We start from the raw sequence: 16,630 nt of genomic DNA on the forward strand, positions 1-16,630 counted from the left end.
GTTTTTATTAGAAAATTTTAATGTTGAAAGATTTTACCAGTAATATTGAGCATATAAAGAGGCACTAAAACGATGTGCCTGATTACTCTCTAAATTGTCAGTCATATATTTAGCACCAAAATTTTTATGCTGTATTGATAATCCCCAAGCTTGTGTTTGCGGCTCTATATGCAGTCCATATTTTAATTGTTCCATTTTCCAAAAGGCATTGAGTTGAGCTAATGTTATATATTCATTTGAAAAACTACTAATGCTCGCACTCCAAGGCTTAGTTTGAACATCATAGCTAATTTCCGAACTTAATTTAAAAGGCAGTTTTTGACGATACTGTTTGCTCTTACTTAATTGTCCACTTAGATCCATTCGAGGACGCTGATTTTGATCGTAATAAAGATTGTAGCGTGTAAATGGAGCCTTATCCCAATATAAGTAACCGAGTAAATCATCGACCTGAAGATTAATATTCCAATCTTTTTTGATTTGCCCATGTAAACCAAAATCTAGGCCATAGCCATAACCTTTACTGGTTCTTCCATCCCAACCTAATTCTTCTTCTTTTAAAGCAGGACGGTCATAACTATAATCCAATGAACCATTTAACCAAGCTACTCGATCCATCAATTCAGTCAAATTGGTTGTTTGTCCTGTTGCTTGAAATTTACCATCCACATAATGACGGCCGATGAGAGCCGTTGCCCCTGTCACAATTGTCCAATCAGGATGAACTTTCCAATCATAGGCAAAACGAGTTCCCACCGTTTCGACATGCTGAGCTTCTAATTCCAATTGATTATGTTTATTTGCATCAATTAACTGATCATTTTCAATTTGATAATATAACTTTGCCATATCATCACTAAAATGAATCTGATAGTCATAAGCCCAAACCCAACCTACAGTCCAATTATCCTGTTTGGTTTCTAATTTCATTTTCCCATGTGCAAAGGCATTATTGCCTTTTTTAAAATTAGGGGTTTCCCAACCATTTAAAAAGGCATGTACACTAACAGGCTCACTATAAATATCAGCATTTATACTGTATTGAATCGTTTTTTCCGCATAAGCAGAGCATGGCAAACTTACGGCCAATATGAATAAATTTTTTTTCATTAGATATAAAAGAAGACAGCAAATGCTGCCTTCTTCTCAAAGTTAAGTTTTAGATTAAGGAGCGATATAAATTATTGTGCCATCATTAAATTTCACCACATATTGCCCAGATGAGTTTTTAGTGAGGTCCCCGTAACTTTTTCCTGCAACCATAATATTCGCTGAAGTAAAACCCTGTACATCTGCAATACTGATGGATGCTCCATTTTTATGCTTAATTACACCCGCAATAACTTGATATTCTTGATCTAAGTCTTTTGCAGTTAACTCAATATCCAATGCATTTTTATCAACGACAACGGCAACAGTAGCTGTGCCTTTGGTAAATTCAGCACGTTTTGCAGTAATATCAATGCTAAATGGTGTAGGTACTGCATTAGCACCTTTTAAGTTACCGCTTAATTTGACATTTAAATTCGCATTGATGAAATTAGTCGATGTTTCCTGCCCAGCACTCACATCAATAGCTTTAGATAAATCATTATTCAAATTGAATTTAGCTTCTAAATTCAACGATTCCTGCTGATAACTTACAAGACCTTTCAGCACCAACTCAGATGGAATCAATTGTTCTAAAGTTTCAACACCATTATCAAATTTAGCTTTGCGTGCAATTAAAGAAACTTCTGCTAAATTGGCTTTCACATCTGCACTTTCAAACAAAAGTCCTTTTAAATTCATTGTGGCTTGATTCGGAATATCTTCACGGTTTTCCATTGTATCTGCGGTAGCATAAACCATAGATGCTGTACTATCTGCAGTGAAACTAAAACTCGCAGTTTGATTTTTAAGATTCTTGGTAGAAATTTTTCCATTATTCTGAATCTTATAATTATAAGTTGTACGTGCAGTATCAATAAACGGTGCTTCTAAGACCAAATTTGATACTGTAACTTCAGCATCATCACCATAAATTGAATATGCAGGATCGTTATACCAATTTGCATTATTCCAAGCATTGTCCGCTGTAACTTTATCCCAATCAAAATCTTGCCAATATTGGACACTAGCATCACCTGAAATAGTAATAGAAGTACCCGTAACATTAGCCTTTAAAGTATTGCTCTTAAATTTAAAATTATATGCATCATCCTGATTAATTAAATCCTGAATTTGTTGTGCTGTATAAGTCTTGGTCTGCCCCTGTGCATTCTCAGTAACAACCTCTGCAATCACTAATAATAAGTTTGTTGCACGGCTCAAATCTGAAGATGTGTTATTTATTACTTCTGCAGGAACTTTATATTGATCAGCAATATTTTGAAAACCATCATAATAAGAAATGATAGCATTGGTGGTTTTAACAAGTTGTTTTGCTTTTTCTAAATCCGAAGCAGGTGTCGTTACCTCTCCCCCATTTGCTCCGCTAGGTGAAGATGATTCGCTTCCACTCCCACCTCCACCACAAGCCACTAAAAACACAGAGCAACTTAGTACTAGTAATGTTTTTTTTAAAATCATTTTACCCCAACCCTCTAAAAATTATAAATAAAAAGCTCCTAAAAAATAACCATTTTAAAGGAGCTTTACAATGCTAAAAAAATATTTATTTATTCAATCTTCAGGATATTCAAAACGGTAACCGACCCCATACACCGCCTGAATCCACTCATGACGGTTGCCGGTTTCAGCTGCATCTGAAATCTTGCGGCGCAAATTCTTGATATGACTGTCAATGACACGGTCAGCCACATCAAAACTGTCCGGATTAATATGATCCAGCAATTGCGCACGTGAATATACCTGCCCGACATGTTCCAGGAATAACTCCAGTAAACGGAATTCGGTCGGCGTTAAATTCAAGGCTTTTTGTTGATACCAGATGCGCTGTTGTGATTTGTCCATACGGAATAAATCATTGCTTTCCGGTTCTGATTTACGGTCCAGACGACGTAACACAGCCTGTACACGCGCGACCAGTTCTTTCGGACTAAATGGTTTACAGAGATAATCATCTGCACCCATATTCAGACCCAACACACGGTCAATTTCTTCAGTACGCGCGGTCACCATGATAATTGGCAAATCCGACTGTTCACGGACTTTACGGCAAATGGTCAGACCATCCATACGCGGCACCATCAAGTCCAAAATCATCAGACTCGGTTTACGCTGGGTAAAACTGTTATATGCTTCCTGCCCATCATGAAACATACTGACCTCAAAACCAGCAGCTTCCAGATAGTCTCGCACCAACTGTGCAAGTTCGATTTCATCTTCAACCAGCATGACATGTTTCATCAATATATTTCCTTTATGGTTTCACTTGTTTAGGAAAGCTCAGCTTGCATCGTAAACCACCCAGTGGTGAATGTGCAAAGCTTAAGCTGCCGCCCAGCGCCTGTGTAATTTTACATGATAATGCCAAACCCAGTCCGGTTCCGCCAGTCGCCCGGGTACGCGAATCATCGACACGGTAGAAACGCTCACCAATACGCGTCAGTTGTTCATCAGTCAGGCCAAACGGACTATCATCGACATATAAGGTCCATTCTTTATCATCTTGCGTGGTGTGAATATGCACTTGCCCGCCTGCTTCAGTATAGCGAATACTGTTACTCAGCAAGTTCGCCACAATCTGTTTAAAACGATCTAGATCCAGATTTAAATCAGTCCCTTCGCCATCTGCAGTAACCACTAATTCAGCCTGTTCAAAGTTCGGCTGGAAGTTAATGAGTTCCTGCTGCACAACCTCCCACGGATTCACCGTCGAGAAATAGAATTGCAATTGCTGGGCATCGACCTGTGCCAATGCGGCCAGATCTTGGGTCAGTTTTTTCAGACTGTTCACCTGAGCCAGCATGGAAGCAAAATGTTCAGGCGTTGGTTTACGGATTCCGTCCTGCATCGCTTCAATCTGTGCCTGTAAGACTGCTAGTGGCGTTTTTAACTCATGTGAGGTATCTGCCACCCACTGACGGCGTGAGGTTTCATGCTGATCCAGAATCACCGCCAATGCATTTAATTCATTGGATAAATCACCTAATTCATCATTCCGGTTCACTTTAACCTGATATTGATAATTTCCCTGAGTCAAGGCACGCGTACCATTGAGCAAACGTTGAATCGGTTTTTTGAAATAAGTCGCCAATAACAGGGAAGCTATCAGACTCGCCAAAATACTGAGTGCATAAACCAGAAATAAATAACGCTTTTGGTTACTGAAGAAATTAATACTGAGCGCATCATCCTGATCCAGAACCGGTTTTAAGCCCAAATAGCCGACAATCTGATTATTCACCATAATCGGACGATAAGAAATCTGCTCATCCGAAGCTTCACCGACTACAAAACGACGTTTTGCATCATACAGGGAGAGACGTGAACTGAGGCCGAGACGGTCCGGCATCTGGATAAACTGTTTTTTGCCAGTCGGTTGCTGTGCTGGCTGCTCACCATTTTTGCGATCAGTTCTAAACAGATTTTGATTGGAACTGAGCGGGAATTTCAGGCCTTCAAAAGGCTGAAACTGGGAGGGCAAATTAGATGCTAATAAACGTAATTCTTCTTCATTGACCTGACGCGGTGGCAAAGCCGGATCGACCATACTGGGTGCGACTTGAACCAGGGTCTGTTCCTGAAAATAGCGCTGCTGCAAGGCAATATCATACTGACGGCGTAGCCACCAGCGTGATAAACGGTCATAATCATCTGGCGCAGCCTCCCCTTCCATTTGTAGAATCTGGGCCTGAATCGCATTGCCCCAGTCCTGATACACCGCATAGACATCCGCCAGATTTTTAATCACATAATCCAGTTTCTGCATTTCGACATCAGCCACATAGCGGGCGAAATTACGCTGCATATTCAGATGCAGTACACCCAGACTCACTGTGGTAATAACCAGCGTGGTCAACAGTACAGTCAAAAATAGACGTAATGCAATCGGAATACGGCGAATGTTCAAAACAGAAATCTCAATTTTTCTTCTATATTCATTATTGTAGCGAACATGGCATCAAAAAACTCTTCATTGTTTCTTCATCTTTATTGTTTAATCTTTACCTGACATAAAATCAGGTTCTTGACGGGAATAAATACAATGCAAGCCATGACAAAAATAGCCTTAATCAGTGCCAGTGTTCTTTCTATGGGTGCTTTGACTGCCTGTCAATCTACCAGTAATGTACCGAACAATGAGCATCGCCAAATGATGAAACATCATCATGAGGGTAAAAAACAGCATCATCTTTCGCCTGAACAGCGCGAGCAGTTTAAGGCAAAGCGTGCGGAACGTCTGCAATTTGCCAAACAGCTGCAACAGGCCTGTGACAATAAAGCCGTAGGTTCAGCGGTTCAAATCAAGGCCGGTGATAAAACCATTGATGGCAGCTGTACTATCGTTTTTAAAGCCGATCGTAAAAACATGCAAGGCCAGCGCGGCGAACACCGCGGCATGAAAGGTGAACATCGCCCGATGCGTGCCGATGTCCGTGGCGGCATGATGCGCGGTGAAGCATTAACTGATGCAAAACGTGCAGAATTGACCAAACAGTTTGATCAACGTCTGGCTCAGCGTCAGGCACAACAACAAGCGATGCTGCAAGCCTGTCAAGGCAAGAAAGATGGTACTGCTGCACAGATCAAAGCAGGTGAACAAACAGTGAATGGTCAATGTCATGTTCGTTTCCAGCCCAAAACATCTGCCTATTAATGCATAGGAATCAATGATTCACGACAAGCACCTTCGGGTGCTTTTTTATTGCGTGCTATTTACCCTGGATAGTTGACTATTCGTATCATACAAAATATGACTAAAGCCTTTATACTCAATATGTTTAATACGTCGTGCATATTAATCTTTGACTTTACAGTCACCAAGAAATCCCCCTGAAAAGCTTGTACCGCAGGGGAAGATGTTGCAGGATTAGAATCATTCCAAACCGTGTCAGTGAAGATACGTTTTTAGTTCATCTAAGATTATAACGCTGGTTAAACCAGTATTGAGGAAACCGATATGCCACAATACAAAGCGCCTTTACGTGATATGCAATTTGTGTTGCATGAATTATTAAATGCTGAACAACACTATGCAAATCTCCCTGCATTCCAAGAAAACGTAAGCCGTGAACTGGTAGATCAGTATTTAGAAGCTGCGGCTGATTTCTGTGAAAATGAACTCTCTCCGATTAACCAGGCGGGCGACCGTGAAGGTTGTACCTGGAATGACGGCGTGGTGACTACACCAACAGGCTTTAAAGAAGCGTATCAAAAATACATCGAGCTGGGCTTCCCTTCACTTTCTGCTGAAGAACAGTATGGCGGTCAAGGCTTACCGAACTCTTTAGGGATTACCATCTCTGAAATGGTCGGTACTGCGAACTGGGCATGGGGCATGTACCCTGGCCTGTCTCACGGTGCGGTTCGTACTTTAGAACACCACGGTTCAGCTGAACAAAAAGATGCTTACCTGCCTAAACTGGTTTCAGGTGAGTGGACGGGTACCATGTGCCTGACCGAATCGCATGCAGGTTCTGACCTGGGTATTATCCGTACCAAAGCCGAGCCACAAGCAGATGGCAGCTACGCCATTTCTGGCGAGAAAATCTTCATCTCTGCGGGTGAACACGACATGGCTGAAAACATCATCCATATCGTACTGGCACGTTTACCGGGCGCACCGAAAGGCACCAAAGGTATTTCATTATTCATCGTACCGAAGTTCAACCTGAATGCCGATGGCTCTATTGCCGATCGCAATGGCGTACGTTGTGGTTCAATCGAACATAAAATGGGGATCCACGGTAACGCAACCTGTGTGATCAACTTCGATAACGCGAAAGGCTTCCTGATTGGCCCTGAAAACCGTGGTCTGAACTGCATGTTCACCTTCATGAACACTGCACGTATCGGTACGGCAGTACAAGGTCTGGCAGCGTCTGAAGGTTCTTTCCAGGGTGCACTTGCCTACGCAAAAGACCGTCTGGCGATGCGTTCACTGTCTGGCCCTAAAAACCCGGAAAAAGAAGCAGATCCAATCATTGTGCATCCAGCTGTACGTAACATGCTGCTAACCCAAAAAGCATATGCAGAAGCAGGTCGTGCACTGGTTTACCTGTTGGCGCAATATGCGGACGTGGTTGAACATGCTGTAGAAGAAGCCGATCGTAAATTTGCAGACAATATCCTGTCTCTACTTACCCCAATCGCAAAAGCATTCCTGACTGAAACCGGTTCTGAAGCTGCGAAACACGGTGTGCAGGTCTTCGGTGGTCATGGCTTCATTTCTGAGCATGGCATGGAGCAAATCGTACGTGATACACGTATTGCCTGTTTGTACGAAGGTACCACTGAAATTCAGGCGCTGGACTTGTTAGGTCGTAAAGTGTTGGGTACTCAAGGTGCGATGTTGAAAGACTTCACCAAGATGATCCACAAATTTGCTGAAGCGCACAAAGACAATGCTGCAATGAAAGAATTCGTTGAGCCATTGGCTGCCTTGAACAAGGAATGGGGCGACCTGACCATGCAAATTGGTATGCGTGCGATGCAAAACCCTGAAGAAGTCGGTGCAGCTGCGGTCGATTACCTGTACTTCTCTGGTTATGTCACCCTGGCTTACCTATGGGCACGTATGGCACTGGTTGCTCAAGAGCAACTGGCTGCTGGCACCACTGAAGTTGACTTCTACAATGCCAAAGTGACCACTGCACGCTTCTACTTCAAGAAAATCCTGCCACGCGTTCGTTCACATGTTGACGTGATCGCAACAGGTGTAGAGCCATTGATGAACCTGGATGCAGAACATTTCGCATTCTAAGTTAGAATCAGACTAATCGCATCACAGAAAAAGGACGGTCAATGAACAGACAGTCCTTTTTCTTTATAACGAGTTACAGAATTAACCTTTAGTCGTCTAACATTCAGATTTTGAGTGTTTTAGACTGATTAAAACTTATTTAATCAAACAATAAACAGGTGACACACCATGCCAATTTATAACGCGCCACTTGCCGATATGAAATTCATCCTCAACGATGTCTTTAATGCAGAACAATTCTGGCAAGCCAATGAAAATTTAGCGCACCTCGATGCTGCAACAGCAGAAGCCATTCTGGAAGAAATGGCGAAATTTGCGCAAAACGTGACCCTGCCACTCAACCGTAGCGGTGATGAAGAAGGCGCAAAATATGAAAATGGCAATGTGACTACCCCTGCTGGCTTTAAAGAAGCCTTTAAACAATATGCCGAAGGCGGCTGGATCGGGCTGGGCGCAGATACCGAATGGGGCGGCCAGGAAATGCCGAAAATGCTAACGGTACTTTCTGATGAAATGCTGTTTGCCACCAACCCGTCTTTCATGCTGTATCCGCTGCTGTCTGTCGGTGCAGGTATGGCCTTAAATAGCTATGCTTCACAAGCGCAAAAAGAAACCTATTTACCTAAAATTTATTCGGGTGAATGGTCGGGCACCATGTGCTTAACCGAGCCACATGCCGGTACTGATCTGGGGATTATCAAGACTAAAGCTGAACGCAATGAGGATGGTAGCTATAGCATCACCGGCACCAAGATTTTCATCACTGGTGGTGACCACGACCTGGCGGAAAACATCATTCATTTAGTTCTGGCCAAAACACCAGATGCACCTGCGGGTTCACGTGGTATTTCCCTGTTCATCGTACCGAAATTCCTGGTCAATGAAGATGGTTCTGTTGGCGAACGCAATCCTGTAGGGCCAGGTTCTATCGAACACAAAATGGGCATTAAAGCTTCTGCGACCTGTGTCATGAATTTTGACGGTGCCAAAGGTTATCTGGTGGGTAAAGAAAACGAAGGTCTGGCGGCGATGTTCGTGATGATGAACTACGAACGTCTGTCGATGGGTATCCAAGGCCTAGGTGCTTCTGAATTCGCTTATCAAAACGCTGCGCAATATGCCACAGACCGTTTACAAGGTCGCAGCGCGGCTGGCGTTCAGTCGCCAAGCAAACCTGCGGATAGCATTCTGGTGCATGGTGATGTACGCCGTATGCTGCTGAATGTACGTGCCAATAACGAAGCTTCGCGTGCCTTTGCAGTTTATGTAGGTCAGCAACTGGATATCACCAAATTCTCTACTGATCCTGAAGCGGTGAAAAAAGCCAATGACCGCGTTGCGCTATTAACACCAATCGCAAAAGCCTATTTAACCGATACTGCCTTCCAGGCAACATTAGATGCGCAAATGGTGTTTGGTGGTCATGGCTATATCCGTGAATGGGGCGTGGAACAATGTATCCGTGACCTGCGTATTTCCCAGATCTATGAAGGCACCAACGGCGTACAGTCACAAGATTTAATCGGTCGTAAAACCATTAAATGTGGCGGTGAATATATCTCTGAATATATCTCTGAAATCCGTGACTTTGCCAACAGTCTGGATGCAGACCTAAACTTCATTAAAGACGCCACTTTGGATGCAGCAACTGAAGTCGAATCGGTGACTCAGTTTATTCTGGAAGCAGCAAGAGAAAGTCATGATTTCCCGAACTCGACCGCGGTCGACTATCTGCACGCTGTCGGTCTGCTCAGCTTCTCGTATATGTTCGCACGTATTGCCAATGCTGCGAAAAATAAAGAAGGCGAGTTCTATCAAAACAAACTGGCTTTGGCGAATTATTTTGTGCAACGCATTCTGCCTGAGCTGGCTCTACGCATCACCAAAGTAAAATCAGGTTCTGACCTGATCATGAACTTCTCTGAAGATTACTTCACGACTCAAGCTTAAGCTGAAACAGCCATAATCAAAAACGCCTGCTTGATGCAGGCGTTTTTATTACAATTCGAAACTTAAACTTTCTGAATCATTAAAGAATCCGGTTGATTATTGCTTTTCGGATTCAGATGTTTATTCACAATTTTGATATTCCCCTCTGACTCTAAAGACTCGCAGAGTTCCACCACCTTTTGCATATCTTCAGCCTTAATGCCTACGCCGAGGATTAATTTTTTTCCGGCTTCTAATTGGTCAATTTTTGTTTGAATTTTATCTAACACTTTTTTCTCCTATTTATTCAATGTACCACCCATACAATATAGCAATTTAGTCTAAAAAAAGCGCAAAAGTTCAAATAATTTAATCTTTATTTTTCATCCAATCATTCTGTGCATAATTTTTGCAGGTTATTCTCTAAGTATCGTTTATATCAAATAAAAATCAGGAAGATCTTATGCCGAAACCCCATCCCAAAGTTGAAAAACTTGAAGCCCTCCTCGACCGTTTTGGTAATCTTGCTGTAGAAAGTTTTCATTATATTGCCCTGTTTGTAATTGGCTGTATGGTGATCTGGTCTGCCGGTCATACCGTCGTCGACATTCTAACCGTTAAACAGTTCGCCACCATTGACGATATTCTTTTACTGTTCATCTATCTCGAACTCGGTGCCATGGTTGGGATCTATTTTAAAACCAATCATATGCCGGTACGCTTCCTGATTTATATTGCCATTACCGCACTGACCCGCTTGCTCATTGCGGACATTCAGCACACGCATAAAGCCAGTATGGATCTGGTGATTATTACCGGTTCGATCCTGATTATGGCATTTGCCATTTTAGTGGTGCGCTATGCGTCATGGACCTACCCATCGGTGATTCGTGACAAACACAGCGAGAAACCAGTGCCACAAGGCAAAACGCCTCGTCCGGAAGATGATGAGTTGGCTTGATATAAAAAATCCCCCTTGAATAAAGGGGGATTTTTAACTTAACGATTCGGCACCAGCACATAACGTCCATTTTCATAAATCCAGTAACTGCCACGCGGTGGTGCAGGTAAGCCCAGACGCTGCCAGTCACTGATAACGCTATATCTTGAACTTTCAATTCGAGCCACATTCGGATCGCCATTCACCCAGCTATAGCTATTGGAATTTTGATAAATCGTGGTCGGTGCCTGATACTGGATATTGAGACCACTTTGACTTTGAGCCGGCGGATAACCCCAATGGGTCGGTCGTTGCGGGTAATGTGGTCTAGGTGGCATCGGACGCTGCGGATAAGAGTGCCGTGGTGGATCATAAGAGCGTGATGGTGCAGCGCGGTAATTCGGCTTAGAACGTTCAACCCCTGTATATCCGCCCCAAGCGTTTCCGGCCATCGTCTGTGCAGAAGCCCCCAATAGCAATGCAGCAAATATTGCACTCAATAACACTATTTTCATTTGGGCTTCCTCTCAATCACTCGTTTATATTTTAAACAAAATAAATGCAGAAAATATGAATACGCTTACTGACCCTGCAATTTTTTGTAATGTGCCTGCGTATTTTCAATCTAGCAGGCCCATCGGCAGGCGACTGCTTTATGCTAAAATCACTTTTTTAATGTTTCGAGTTGAATACTGTGTCTGATTTAAATTTCGATCGTTTACATGAATATTTTTCTAAAGTGCCGAGTGTTCAAAAAGAACGGATTGATAGCTATGGTTCAGATGGTAAACAGGCATGGTGGTTTAAATTTCAGATCAATGTAGATCATCCGTTGGCTTGGCAGACCGTACAGGAACTAGGTCATGTCCTGAATTATATTTCTAAAAATGAACGTCTTCCGACTCAGTTCCTGCCAGTATCGCCACCACCGTATATGAATGGTGTCGCCAAAGATTTCTTGTCTTGGGTGATTCAATGTAATCATGCCAATTTCCCGCCAGATGTAGTCTGTGACTGGCTAGAAGCGCGTTTACCCAATCCGGTCGACCATGAAGAGCAATGGAAAATTAAAACGGATCTTGCTGAACTTGAAGCATTGTCCGATAAAGAACTGGATGAACTGGTTCCACCGAATCCGGAGCCTTAAAAAATCCCTCCTACCCTCCCTTTAAAAAAGGGAGGTAAAGTCCCTCTTTTCAAAAGAGGGATTTAGGGAGATTATTAGAGATGCTAAAACGTCGACCAGCCGCTCCATTCCATAAAGCGGTACAGCCAATATTTAGACCATGAATTGTCTTCATATTGTCTATAGTCCACACTCATCACACGGCCATTCAGATTTGACCATGCACCATCAAAATATTGTTGGGCATCTTTAAACACTTCTGCCTGATGCTGACCCAGCACGCGCATATTGGTTTCCAGATTATAGTTTTTCAGATTGCGTGCGGTGAAATTGGCCGAGCCTAAAATCATTTCAGCCTGCTGAGCATTACGCTTCATCAATATTTTGCTATGACATTGCTCACCCTGGGTATTGCACCAGCGTACATCAATGCCTGCCTTGTGCAGTTCCGAAGCCACCTGTCGGTTTGGAATCCCGTTTTTCTCACGGCCAAAGGCATCTTTATTGGGATCGAGTAAAACCCGAACCTTAACCCCGCGTTCATGCGCCGCAATCAGACTTTTAATAATCTTGCGCTCGGACAGATAAAACATGGCCAGATCAATCTGTTCATTTTCTTTCGCCGTCTGAATCAGATTTAAAGTCGCATCATAAATGGCTTTTTCCGTCAGTACCTGAACTTGTGGCTGGGTATTTTCTGCCTGAAAATCGCCCGCGATAATGGCTGGCATATTGGCCTGTGACATGATGCCGACCGATTGTTCTGTTCTCAGAATATCCACGGCTGTGGTTCCCCAGACCAATAAACCGATATTGGAATGCCGCGAACTCCCATCATGCGGATTCATGGAGGTGACCAGCGCTTTCCAGCCCTGATCGGTGTCTACCACCAAAGTTTTACGATGATTGGCTTTAAAGTTAAATAAATCAAAATAACTGCGCAGGGTAATTTTTTCTGGGCCAAATGGATTCGGTAACCAGCCTTTTTCCGGATTATTACCAATGCCCTGGCAACATAAATACCAGAACCCCGACCAGCTCGGATTGGACGCCCGCAAAGGGATCAGATTGGTTTCAATCACATCGATACCATGCTGACGTAACTTGCGATACTGCTCGGACTGAATTCCGCCATAGACTGAATTGATCGGATCGGTAATGAACTTGATTTCAACTTGCGGTTGCAACAGGCGTTTACTGATTAAGGCATCGCTCAACTGTTGACTCAATGCCTGATGTTCCTGTGTCGAGGCACCGGTTTGCTGATTAAATAAAAACAGATCCAGTACAATCAGTGATTTGGCCTCTTCAATCATCTTCAGCATTTCATTAAAAATACGATGATCTAAGTGCTGTTTTCCTTCGGCATCCAGATAAGTCCGATCGGCCAGAAACTTGACTTCGGCATGGCGCAGCTTGCCGGTGTAATTCAGACCTTCTGGTAAAGGCTTATAAGTATGATAAACAGCAGATGCCAGATAACTGACCGCCAGTAGACTGATAATCAATGCCGCATAACGGCGATTTGACCAGTTCAGTTTATTGTGAATTCGTTGAAAGATACGCATAAGAAAAAACCTAACCCAATATGCTCAGGCTAGGTTTTATCAGATGATTTTTCAAGTCAATTTCAGTGACATCTCTTTGATTTGGTCAGTTATTTCATCACTACTTTAGAAATCATACTGCACACCGACGCTAAAGTTACGACCGACTTGCGGAATATTCGACAGGAATGAAGTATGGGAATAGACCTGATCATCGAGCAGGTTATTGGCCTTGAAATACACCCGATAAGCATTTTTATCTGCAAGGGTATTGGTATAGCTTAAGCCCACATTGACCATGTTGTAGCCTTGGGTTTCCTCTTCATAGCTGGCAATCTTGTCCTGATTGAAGACATGATAATATTCAGCCAGACCTGACCAGCCATCGGCAAAATCTGCTTCCACTTTGCTGCCTAAGCGACCGGCAGGAATACGTGGTGCATTCTCAGCTTCAATTTTGCCACGCACATAATCGCCAAAGACACTCAGCTTGTACATATCATTGATCTGATAACCGGCTTGAGCCTCAGTGCCATAGAATCTGGCCTGGTCTTGGGTATATTGCACGCCGCGCAAATTACCTTTCTGCGCTACCGTTTCGCCATAAATATAATCATCAAACCAGTTGTGATAGACATGCACATGGTAATCCAGTTTATCCCCTGCATAGTGCAGACCTAATTCAAGATTATTTGACCTTTCTTTATCAAGATCAGGATTCCCCACTTCATAGGTATTGGTCGCAAAATGCAGACCATCAGCATACAGCTCTTGCGCTAGAGGCAAACGCTGTTGATGTGATCCCACTACAGACAGTTTGTAATTCGGTGCAAACTCCCAATTCGCAGCGGCAGAGGCAGAAACACCCGTACCGGAATAATCTTTTTGCTCCGAATCCACTTTTACTTTTTGATGATCGACACGTGCTCCAAGTTCAACATGAACATCGCCGAACTGCTTATGTTCTAAAGCAAAAAGGCTGTATTTTTGGGTTTTGGTATCTGCCATCAACACATCATGATTATGATCCGCATGCTCACTATGATCGTGTTCATGTCCTTCATGATCGTGTTCTGCATGACTATGCGATTCTGGAGCCGATAAATTAATTTTCTGCTGTGAAAGCTGGGTGCCAATGACACCTTCCCAACCTGCAACAGGAACATGCACCAGTTCTAGACGTGCATCATAACCCTTACTTTTAAAGTTGCTGATGACTGCATTTTCTTCCAGTTCATCATGTTCATAATCGGTAAAGCTGGCATACGCACGCAACTTGTCAAAACCGGCAAAAGGTTGTTCTAGCTCGGTACGAACATCATAACGCTCAGAGTTTAAATCTACCCACGGCCCCGCTGTTTCTTCATGATCATGCTCATCTTCGCCCGGTTTTGGACAGTGAAAATGGTCGCCATGAATTTCACAGCCATGATATTCATGGCTATGGCCGGGCAAGCCATACTGATCCTGACGATTGCTATAAGACAAACCAACAAAACCACGGTCATGAATCCATGAACCGCCAATATTCACCGTTTGTCCTTCTACAAAGGTATTGTCTACACGGCGGGCTTTTTCTAATTCATCATCATGATGCTCAACCCAATAATCCGGGGCAATATAATCATTGGCTTTACGCTTTGAACCCTCTACACGTAAGGCGAAGTTCTCACCAATTCCTGCAGTGATACCCGCACTTGCCAGTTTTTCATCACTGCCCGTGTTATAGCGTAGACCTGCTGTACCTTCCAGACCATCTTCAGGCATTTGCGTTGGAATTTTTTGATCGGTGACATTGACCAGACCACCTACTGTCCCTGCACCATAGAGCAAAGTAGATGGTCCACGAATCACTTCCACCTGTTTCGCTAAAATTGGATCGACTGTTACGGCATGGTCTGGAGATAGCGTAGAGACATCAGCCGTTTCTGAAGCATGTTGCAAGACTTTGACACGTGGCCCATCTTGACCACGAATCACCGGACGGCTGGCCCCCGTACCAAACTGGTTAGAATATACGCCCAGTTCATCTGCCAATGCATCTCCAATGGTGGTTGCACGTTCAGACAAGGCTTTCTGATCTACAACATGATCCGCTACCGCAAAGTCCGCTGCAGTCTGCACCAGTGGATGAGCTTGCACCTGAATGGTGTCCATGGTCTGCACGGGAATGGAAGATGAGGTCTGTTCTGCAAAAACTGTAGGGGCAGCTACAGCAAAAATTGAAAGTGTTATTAGATTCTTAGGGAAGGACATGACTGAAGCTCAAATTCACCATTTTGGATGAATGTTATAATATAACATTTCATTGTTTTTGCAATCCTTTACGATAATCCTTCGCATATTTTATTAAAATGTGTTTTCTGGTTATTTTCATCTTTAAAAAAACTTTTATGCCCTTTACCCTGTCTCATGCTGTACTTGCGCCACCTCTTTCACGTTTAAGCGGAAACCGGCTTCCGATTGCTGCATTGGCGATTGGCTGTATGGTGCCCGATTTACATCGTCTGTTTAGTTCCAGCAATTCGAATGTTACGCATTTATGGTCCTCGCTGATTCATCCAGACCTGTGGATCGGGTTGGGCTTTTGTGCAATCTGGTATGCTCTATATCGGCCAGCCATTTACCGCTTTGTCGGAATTCAGCATGATCTAAATATTCACACTCTCATTTCAGCATTCAAGTTTTTTCTGGCAGTTTGTCTGGCGGTGATCATCGGTACTGCCACGCATTTAATCTGGGATGGTTTGACTCATGTAGACTTTCGTACTTTTGCTTTTCATGATTTTCTAGCACGACCATTTCAGCTTTTTGGACACAGTTATCCGCTGCATCGAATTTTACAAATCGGCACTTCCTTTCTGGCCTTACCGTTTATGCTGTGGATGAGCGTGCATTACTATAAAAAACATCAGCAATATCTGGCAGTGAACCTGAAAATCAAAGCTTATGCCTGCGGATTATTGCTGTTTTCGATATTCACTGGCCTATTTTCAGTCTGGGATTATGCACGTTATATCTCTACAGAAGTCTGGCAATACGATCTGTACTATTTTACCGGCCGTTCCATCAATCAATTCAGTCAGGGTTTTCTGATCACCTTTAGTCTGGGCTGTTTGCTGTTTTTATTTTTAGATCGCGATCGCCGGATGGGCTAAGCAAAGTGCTGGCTTTTATCTCATTCACTTTAAAATGATATTGTTTTTGACCCAAGTTCT

14 protein-coding genes are annotated in these 16,630 nt (G+C 43.3%); 6 read left to right on the top strand and 8 right to left on the bottom strand.

The genetic code is table 11. The annotated features are described in order from the left end of the window. Positions 1–33 precede the first annotated feature (33 nt). From CWI32_RS15220 to baeS, 4 genes are all read right to left on the bottom strand, one after another. Positions 34–1,110, bottom strand: coding sequence for a DUF5723 family protein (locus CWI32_RS15220; protein ID WP_171304322.1), 1,077 nt, complete (start codon positions 1,108–1,110; stop codon positions 34–36). A gap of 54 nt (positions 1,111–1,164) precedes the next feature. Beyond that, positions 1,165–2,571 carry a hypothetical protein gene (locus tag CWI32_RS02870; protein ID WP_227554897.1) on the bottom strand — a complete coding sequence of 469 codons (1,407 nt, stop codon included), beginning with the start codon at positions 2,569–2,571 and terminating at the stop codon, positions 1,165–1,167. A 93-nt stretch (positions 2,572–2,664) separates the two neighbouring features. Then, positions 2,665–3,351 (bottom strand): response regulator, encoded by a 687-nt coding sequence (locus CWI32_RS02875; protein ID WP_004278304.1) that lies wholly within the window; start codon positions 3,349–3,351, stop codon positions 2,665–2,667. 13 nt (positions 3,352–3,364) lie between these two features. Continuing rightward, on the bottom strand, positions 3,365–5,017 hold the full coding sequence (gene baeS, locus CWI32_RS02880) for a sensor histidine kinase efflux regulator BaeS (protein WP_100534590.1): 1,653 nt from the start codon (positions 5,015–5,017) through the stop codon (positions 3,365–3,367). Between the two features lie 135 nt (positions 5,018–5,152). On the opposite strand from baeS, the gene CWI32_RS02885 reads away from it, so the two are divergent. The 3 genes from CWI32_RS02885 to CWI32_RS02895 all read left to right on the top strand — a co-directional run bounded on the left by CWI32_RS02885 (position 5,153) and on the right by CWI32_RS02895 (position 9,820). Beyond that, positions 5,153–5,764, top strand: a complete 612-nt coding sequence (locus CWI32_RS02885; RefSeq protein ID WP_100534591.1) for a hypothetical protein — start codon at positions 5,153–5,155, stop codon at positions 5,762–5,764. 303 nt (positions 5,765–6,067) lie between these two features. Beyond that, on the top strand, positions 6,068–7,870 hold the full coding sequence (locus tag CWI32_RS02890; protein WP_005095752.1) for an acyl-CoA dehydrogenase C-terminal domain-containing protein: 1,803 nt from the start codon (positions 6,068–6,070) through the stop codon (positions 7,868–7,870). 168 nt (positions 7,871–8,038) lie between these two features. Continuing rightward, on the top strand, positions 8,039–9,820 hold the full coding sequence (locus CWI32_RS02895) for an acyl-CoA dehydrogenase C-terminal domain-containing protein (RefSeq protein WP_100534592.1): 1,782 nt from the start codon (positions 8,039–8,041) through the stop codon (positions 9,818–9,820). Positions 9,821–9,882: 62 nt separating this feature from the next. On the opposite strand, the gene CWI32_RS02900 is transcribed toward CWI32_RS02895, so the two are convergent. Next, complete coding sequence (locus tag CWI32_RS02900) at positions 9,883–10,089, bottom strand: hypothetical protein (RefSeq protein ID WP_005095746.1); 207 nt, start codon at positions 10,087–10,089, stop codon at positions 9,883–9,885. A 173-nt stretch (positions 10,090–10,262) separates the two neighbouring features. Here CWI32_RS02900 and CWI32_RS02905 point away from each other — a divergent pair, with 173 nt between their 5' ends. Further along, on the top strand, positions 10,263–10,760 hold the full coding sequence (locus CWI32_RS02905; RefSeq protein ID WP_005172599.1) for a phosphate-starvation-inducible protein PsiE: 498 nt from the start codon (positions 10,263–10,265) through the stop codon (positions 10,758–10,760). 38 nt (positions 10,761–10,798) lie between these two features. On the opposite strand, the gene CWI32_RS02910 is transcribed toward CWI32_RS02905, so the two are convergent. Further along, on the bottom strand, positions 10,799–11,254 hold the full coding sequence (locus CWI32_RS02910) for an RcnB family protein (protein WP_005095740.1): 456 nt from the start codon (positions 11,252–11,254) through the stop codon (positions 10,799–10,801). Between the two features lie 179 nt (positions 11,255–11,433). On the opposite strand from CWI32_RS02910, the gene CWI32_RS02915 reads away from it, so the two are divergent. Further along, positions 11,434–11,886: a hypothetical protein gene (locus CWI32_RS02915; RefSeq protein ID WP_005095738.1), complete on the top strand. Its 453-nt coding sequence runs from the start codon at positions 11,434–11,436 to the stop codon at positions 11,884–11,886. An 83-nt stretch (positions 11,887–11,969) separates the two neighbouring features. On the opposite strand, the gene CWI32_RS02920 is transcribed toward CWI32_RS02915, so the two are convergent. Beyond that, entirely contained in the window at positions 11,970–13,433 is a 1,464-nt protein-coding gene (locus CWI32_RS02920; RefSeq protein WP_074384052.1) for a phospholipase D-like domain-containing protein, read from the bottom strand. A gap of 105 nt (positions 13,434–13,538) precedes the next feature. After that, positions 13,539–15,668: a zinc piracy TonB-dependent receptor ZnuD gene (gene znuD / locus CWI32_RS02925; protein WP_100534593.1), complete on the bottom strand. Its 2,130-nt coding sequence runs from the start codon at positions 15,666–15,668 to the stop codon at positions 13,539–13,541. A gap of 137 nt (positions 15,669–15,805) precedes the next feature. Between znuD and CWI32_RS02930 the strand changes: the two genes are divergently transcribed. Then, a complete protein-coding gene (locus tag CWI32_RS02930) occupies positions 15,806–16,570 on the top strand; it encodes a DUF4184 family protein (protein ID WP_100534756.1) in 765 nt (254 codons plus the stop codon). Positions 16,571–16,630 lie beyond the last annotated feature (60 nt).

Source organism: Acinetobacter pseudolwoffii, assembly GCF_002803605.1.
Lineage (GTDB): Bacteria > Pseudomonadota > Gammaproteobacteria > Pseudomonadales > Moraxellaceae > Acinetobacter > Acinetobacter pseudolwoffii.

Excerpts from the sequence above, each read along its gene's own strand:
- CWI32_RS15220 (WP_171304322.1), bottom strand. The coding sequence starts at position 1,110 with ATGAAAAAAAATTTATTCATATTGGCCGTAAGTTTGCCATGCTCTGCT.
- CWI32_RS02870 (WP_227554897.1), bottom strand. The coding sequence starts at position 2,571 with ATGATTTTAAAAAAAACATTACTAGTACTAAGTTGCTCTGTGTTTTTA.
- CWI32_RS02875 (WP_004278304.1), bottom strand. The coding sequence starts at position 3,351 with ATGAAACATGTCATGCTGGTTGAAGATGAAATCGAACTTGCACAGTTG.
- CWI32_RS02885 (WP_100534591.1), top strand. The coding sequence starts at position 5,153 with ATGCAAGCCATGACAAAAATAGCCTTAATCAGTGCCAGTGTTCTTTCT.
- CWI32_RS02890 (WP_005095752.1), top strand. The coding sequence starts at position 6,068 with ATGCCACAATACAAAGCGCCTTTACGTGATATGCAATTTGTGTTGCAT.
- CWI32_RS02895 (WP_100534592.1), top strand. The coding sequence starts at position 8,039 with ATGCCAATTTATAACGCGCCACTTGCCGATATGAAATTCATCCTCAAC.
- CWI32_RS02905 (WP_005172599.1), top strand. The coding sequence starts at position 10,263 with ATGCCGAAACCCCATCCCAAAGTTGAAAAACTTGAAGCCCTCCTCGAC.
- CWI32_RS02910 (WP_005095740.1), bottom strand. The coding sequence starts at position 11,254 with ATGAAAATAGTGTTATTGAGTGCAATATTTGCTGCATTGCTATTGGGG.
- CWI32_RS02920 (WP_074384052.1), bottom strand. The coding sequence starts at position 13,433 with ATGCGTATCTTTCAACGAATTCACAATAAACTGAACTGGTCAAATCGC.
- znuD (WP_100534593.1), bottom strand. The coding sequence starts at position 15,668 with ATGTCCTTCCCTAAGAATCTAATAACACTTTCAATTTTTGCTGTAGCT.
- CWI32_RS02930 (WP_100534756.1), top strand. The coding sequence starts at position 15,806 with ATGCCCTTTACCCTGTCTCATGCTGTACTTGCGCCACCTCTTTCACGT.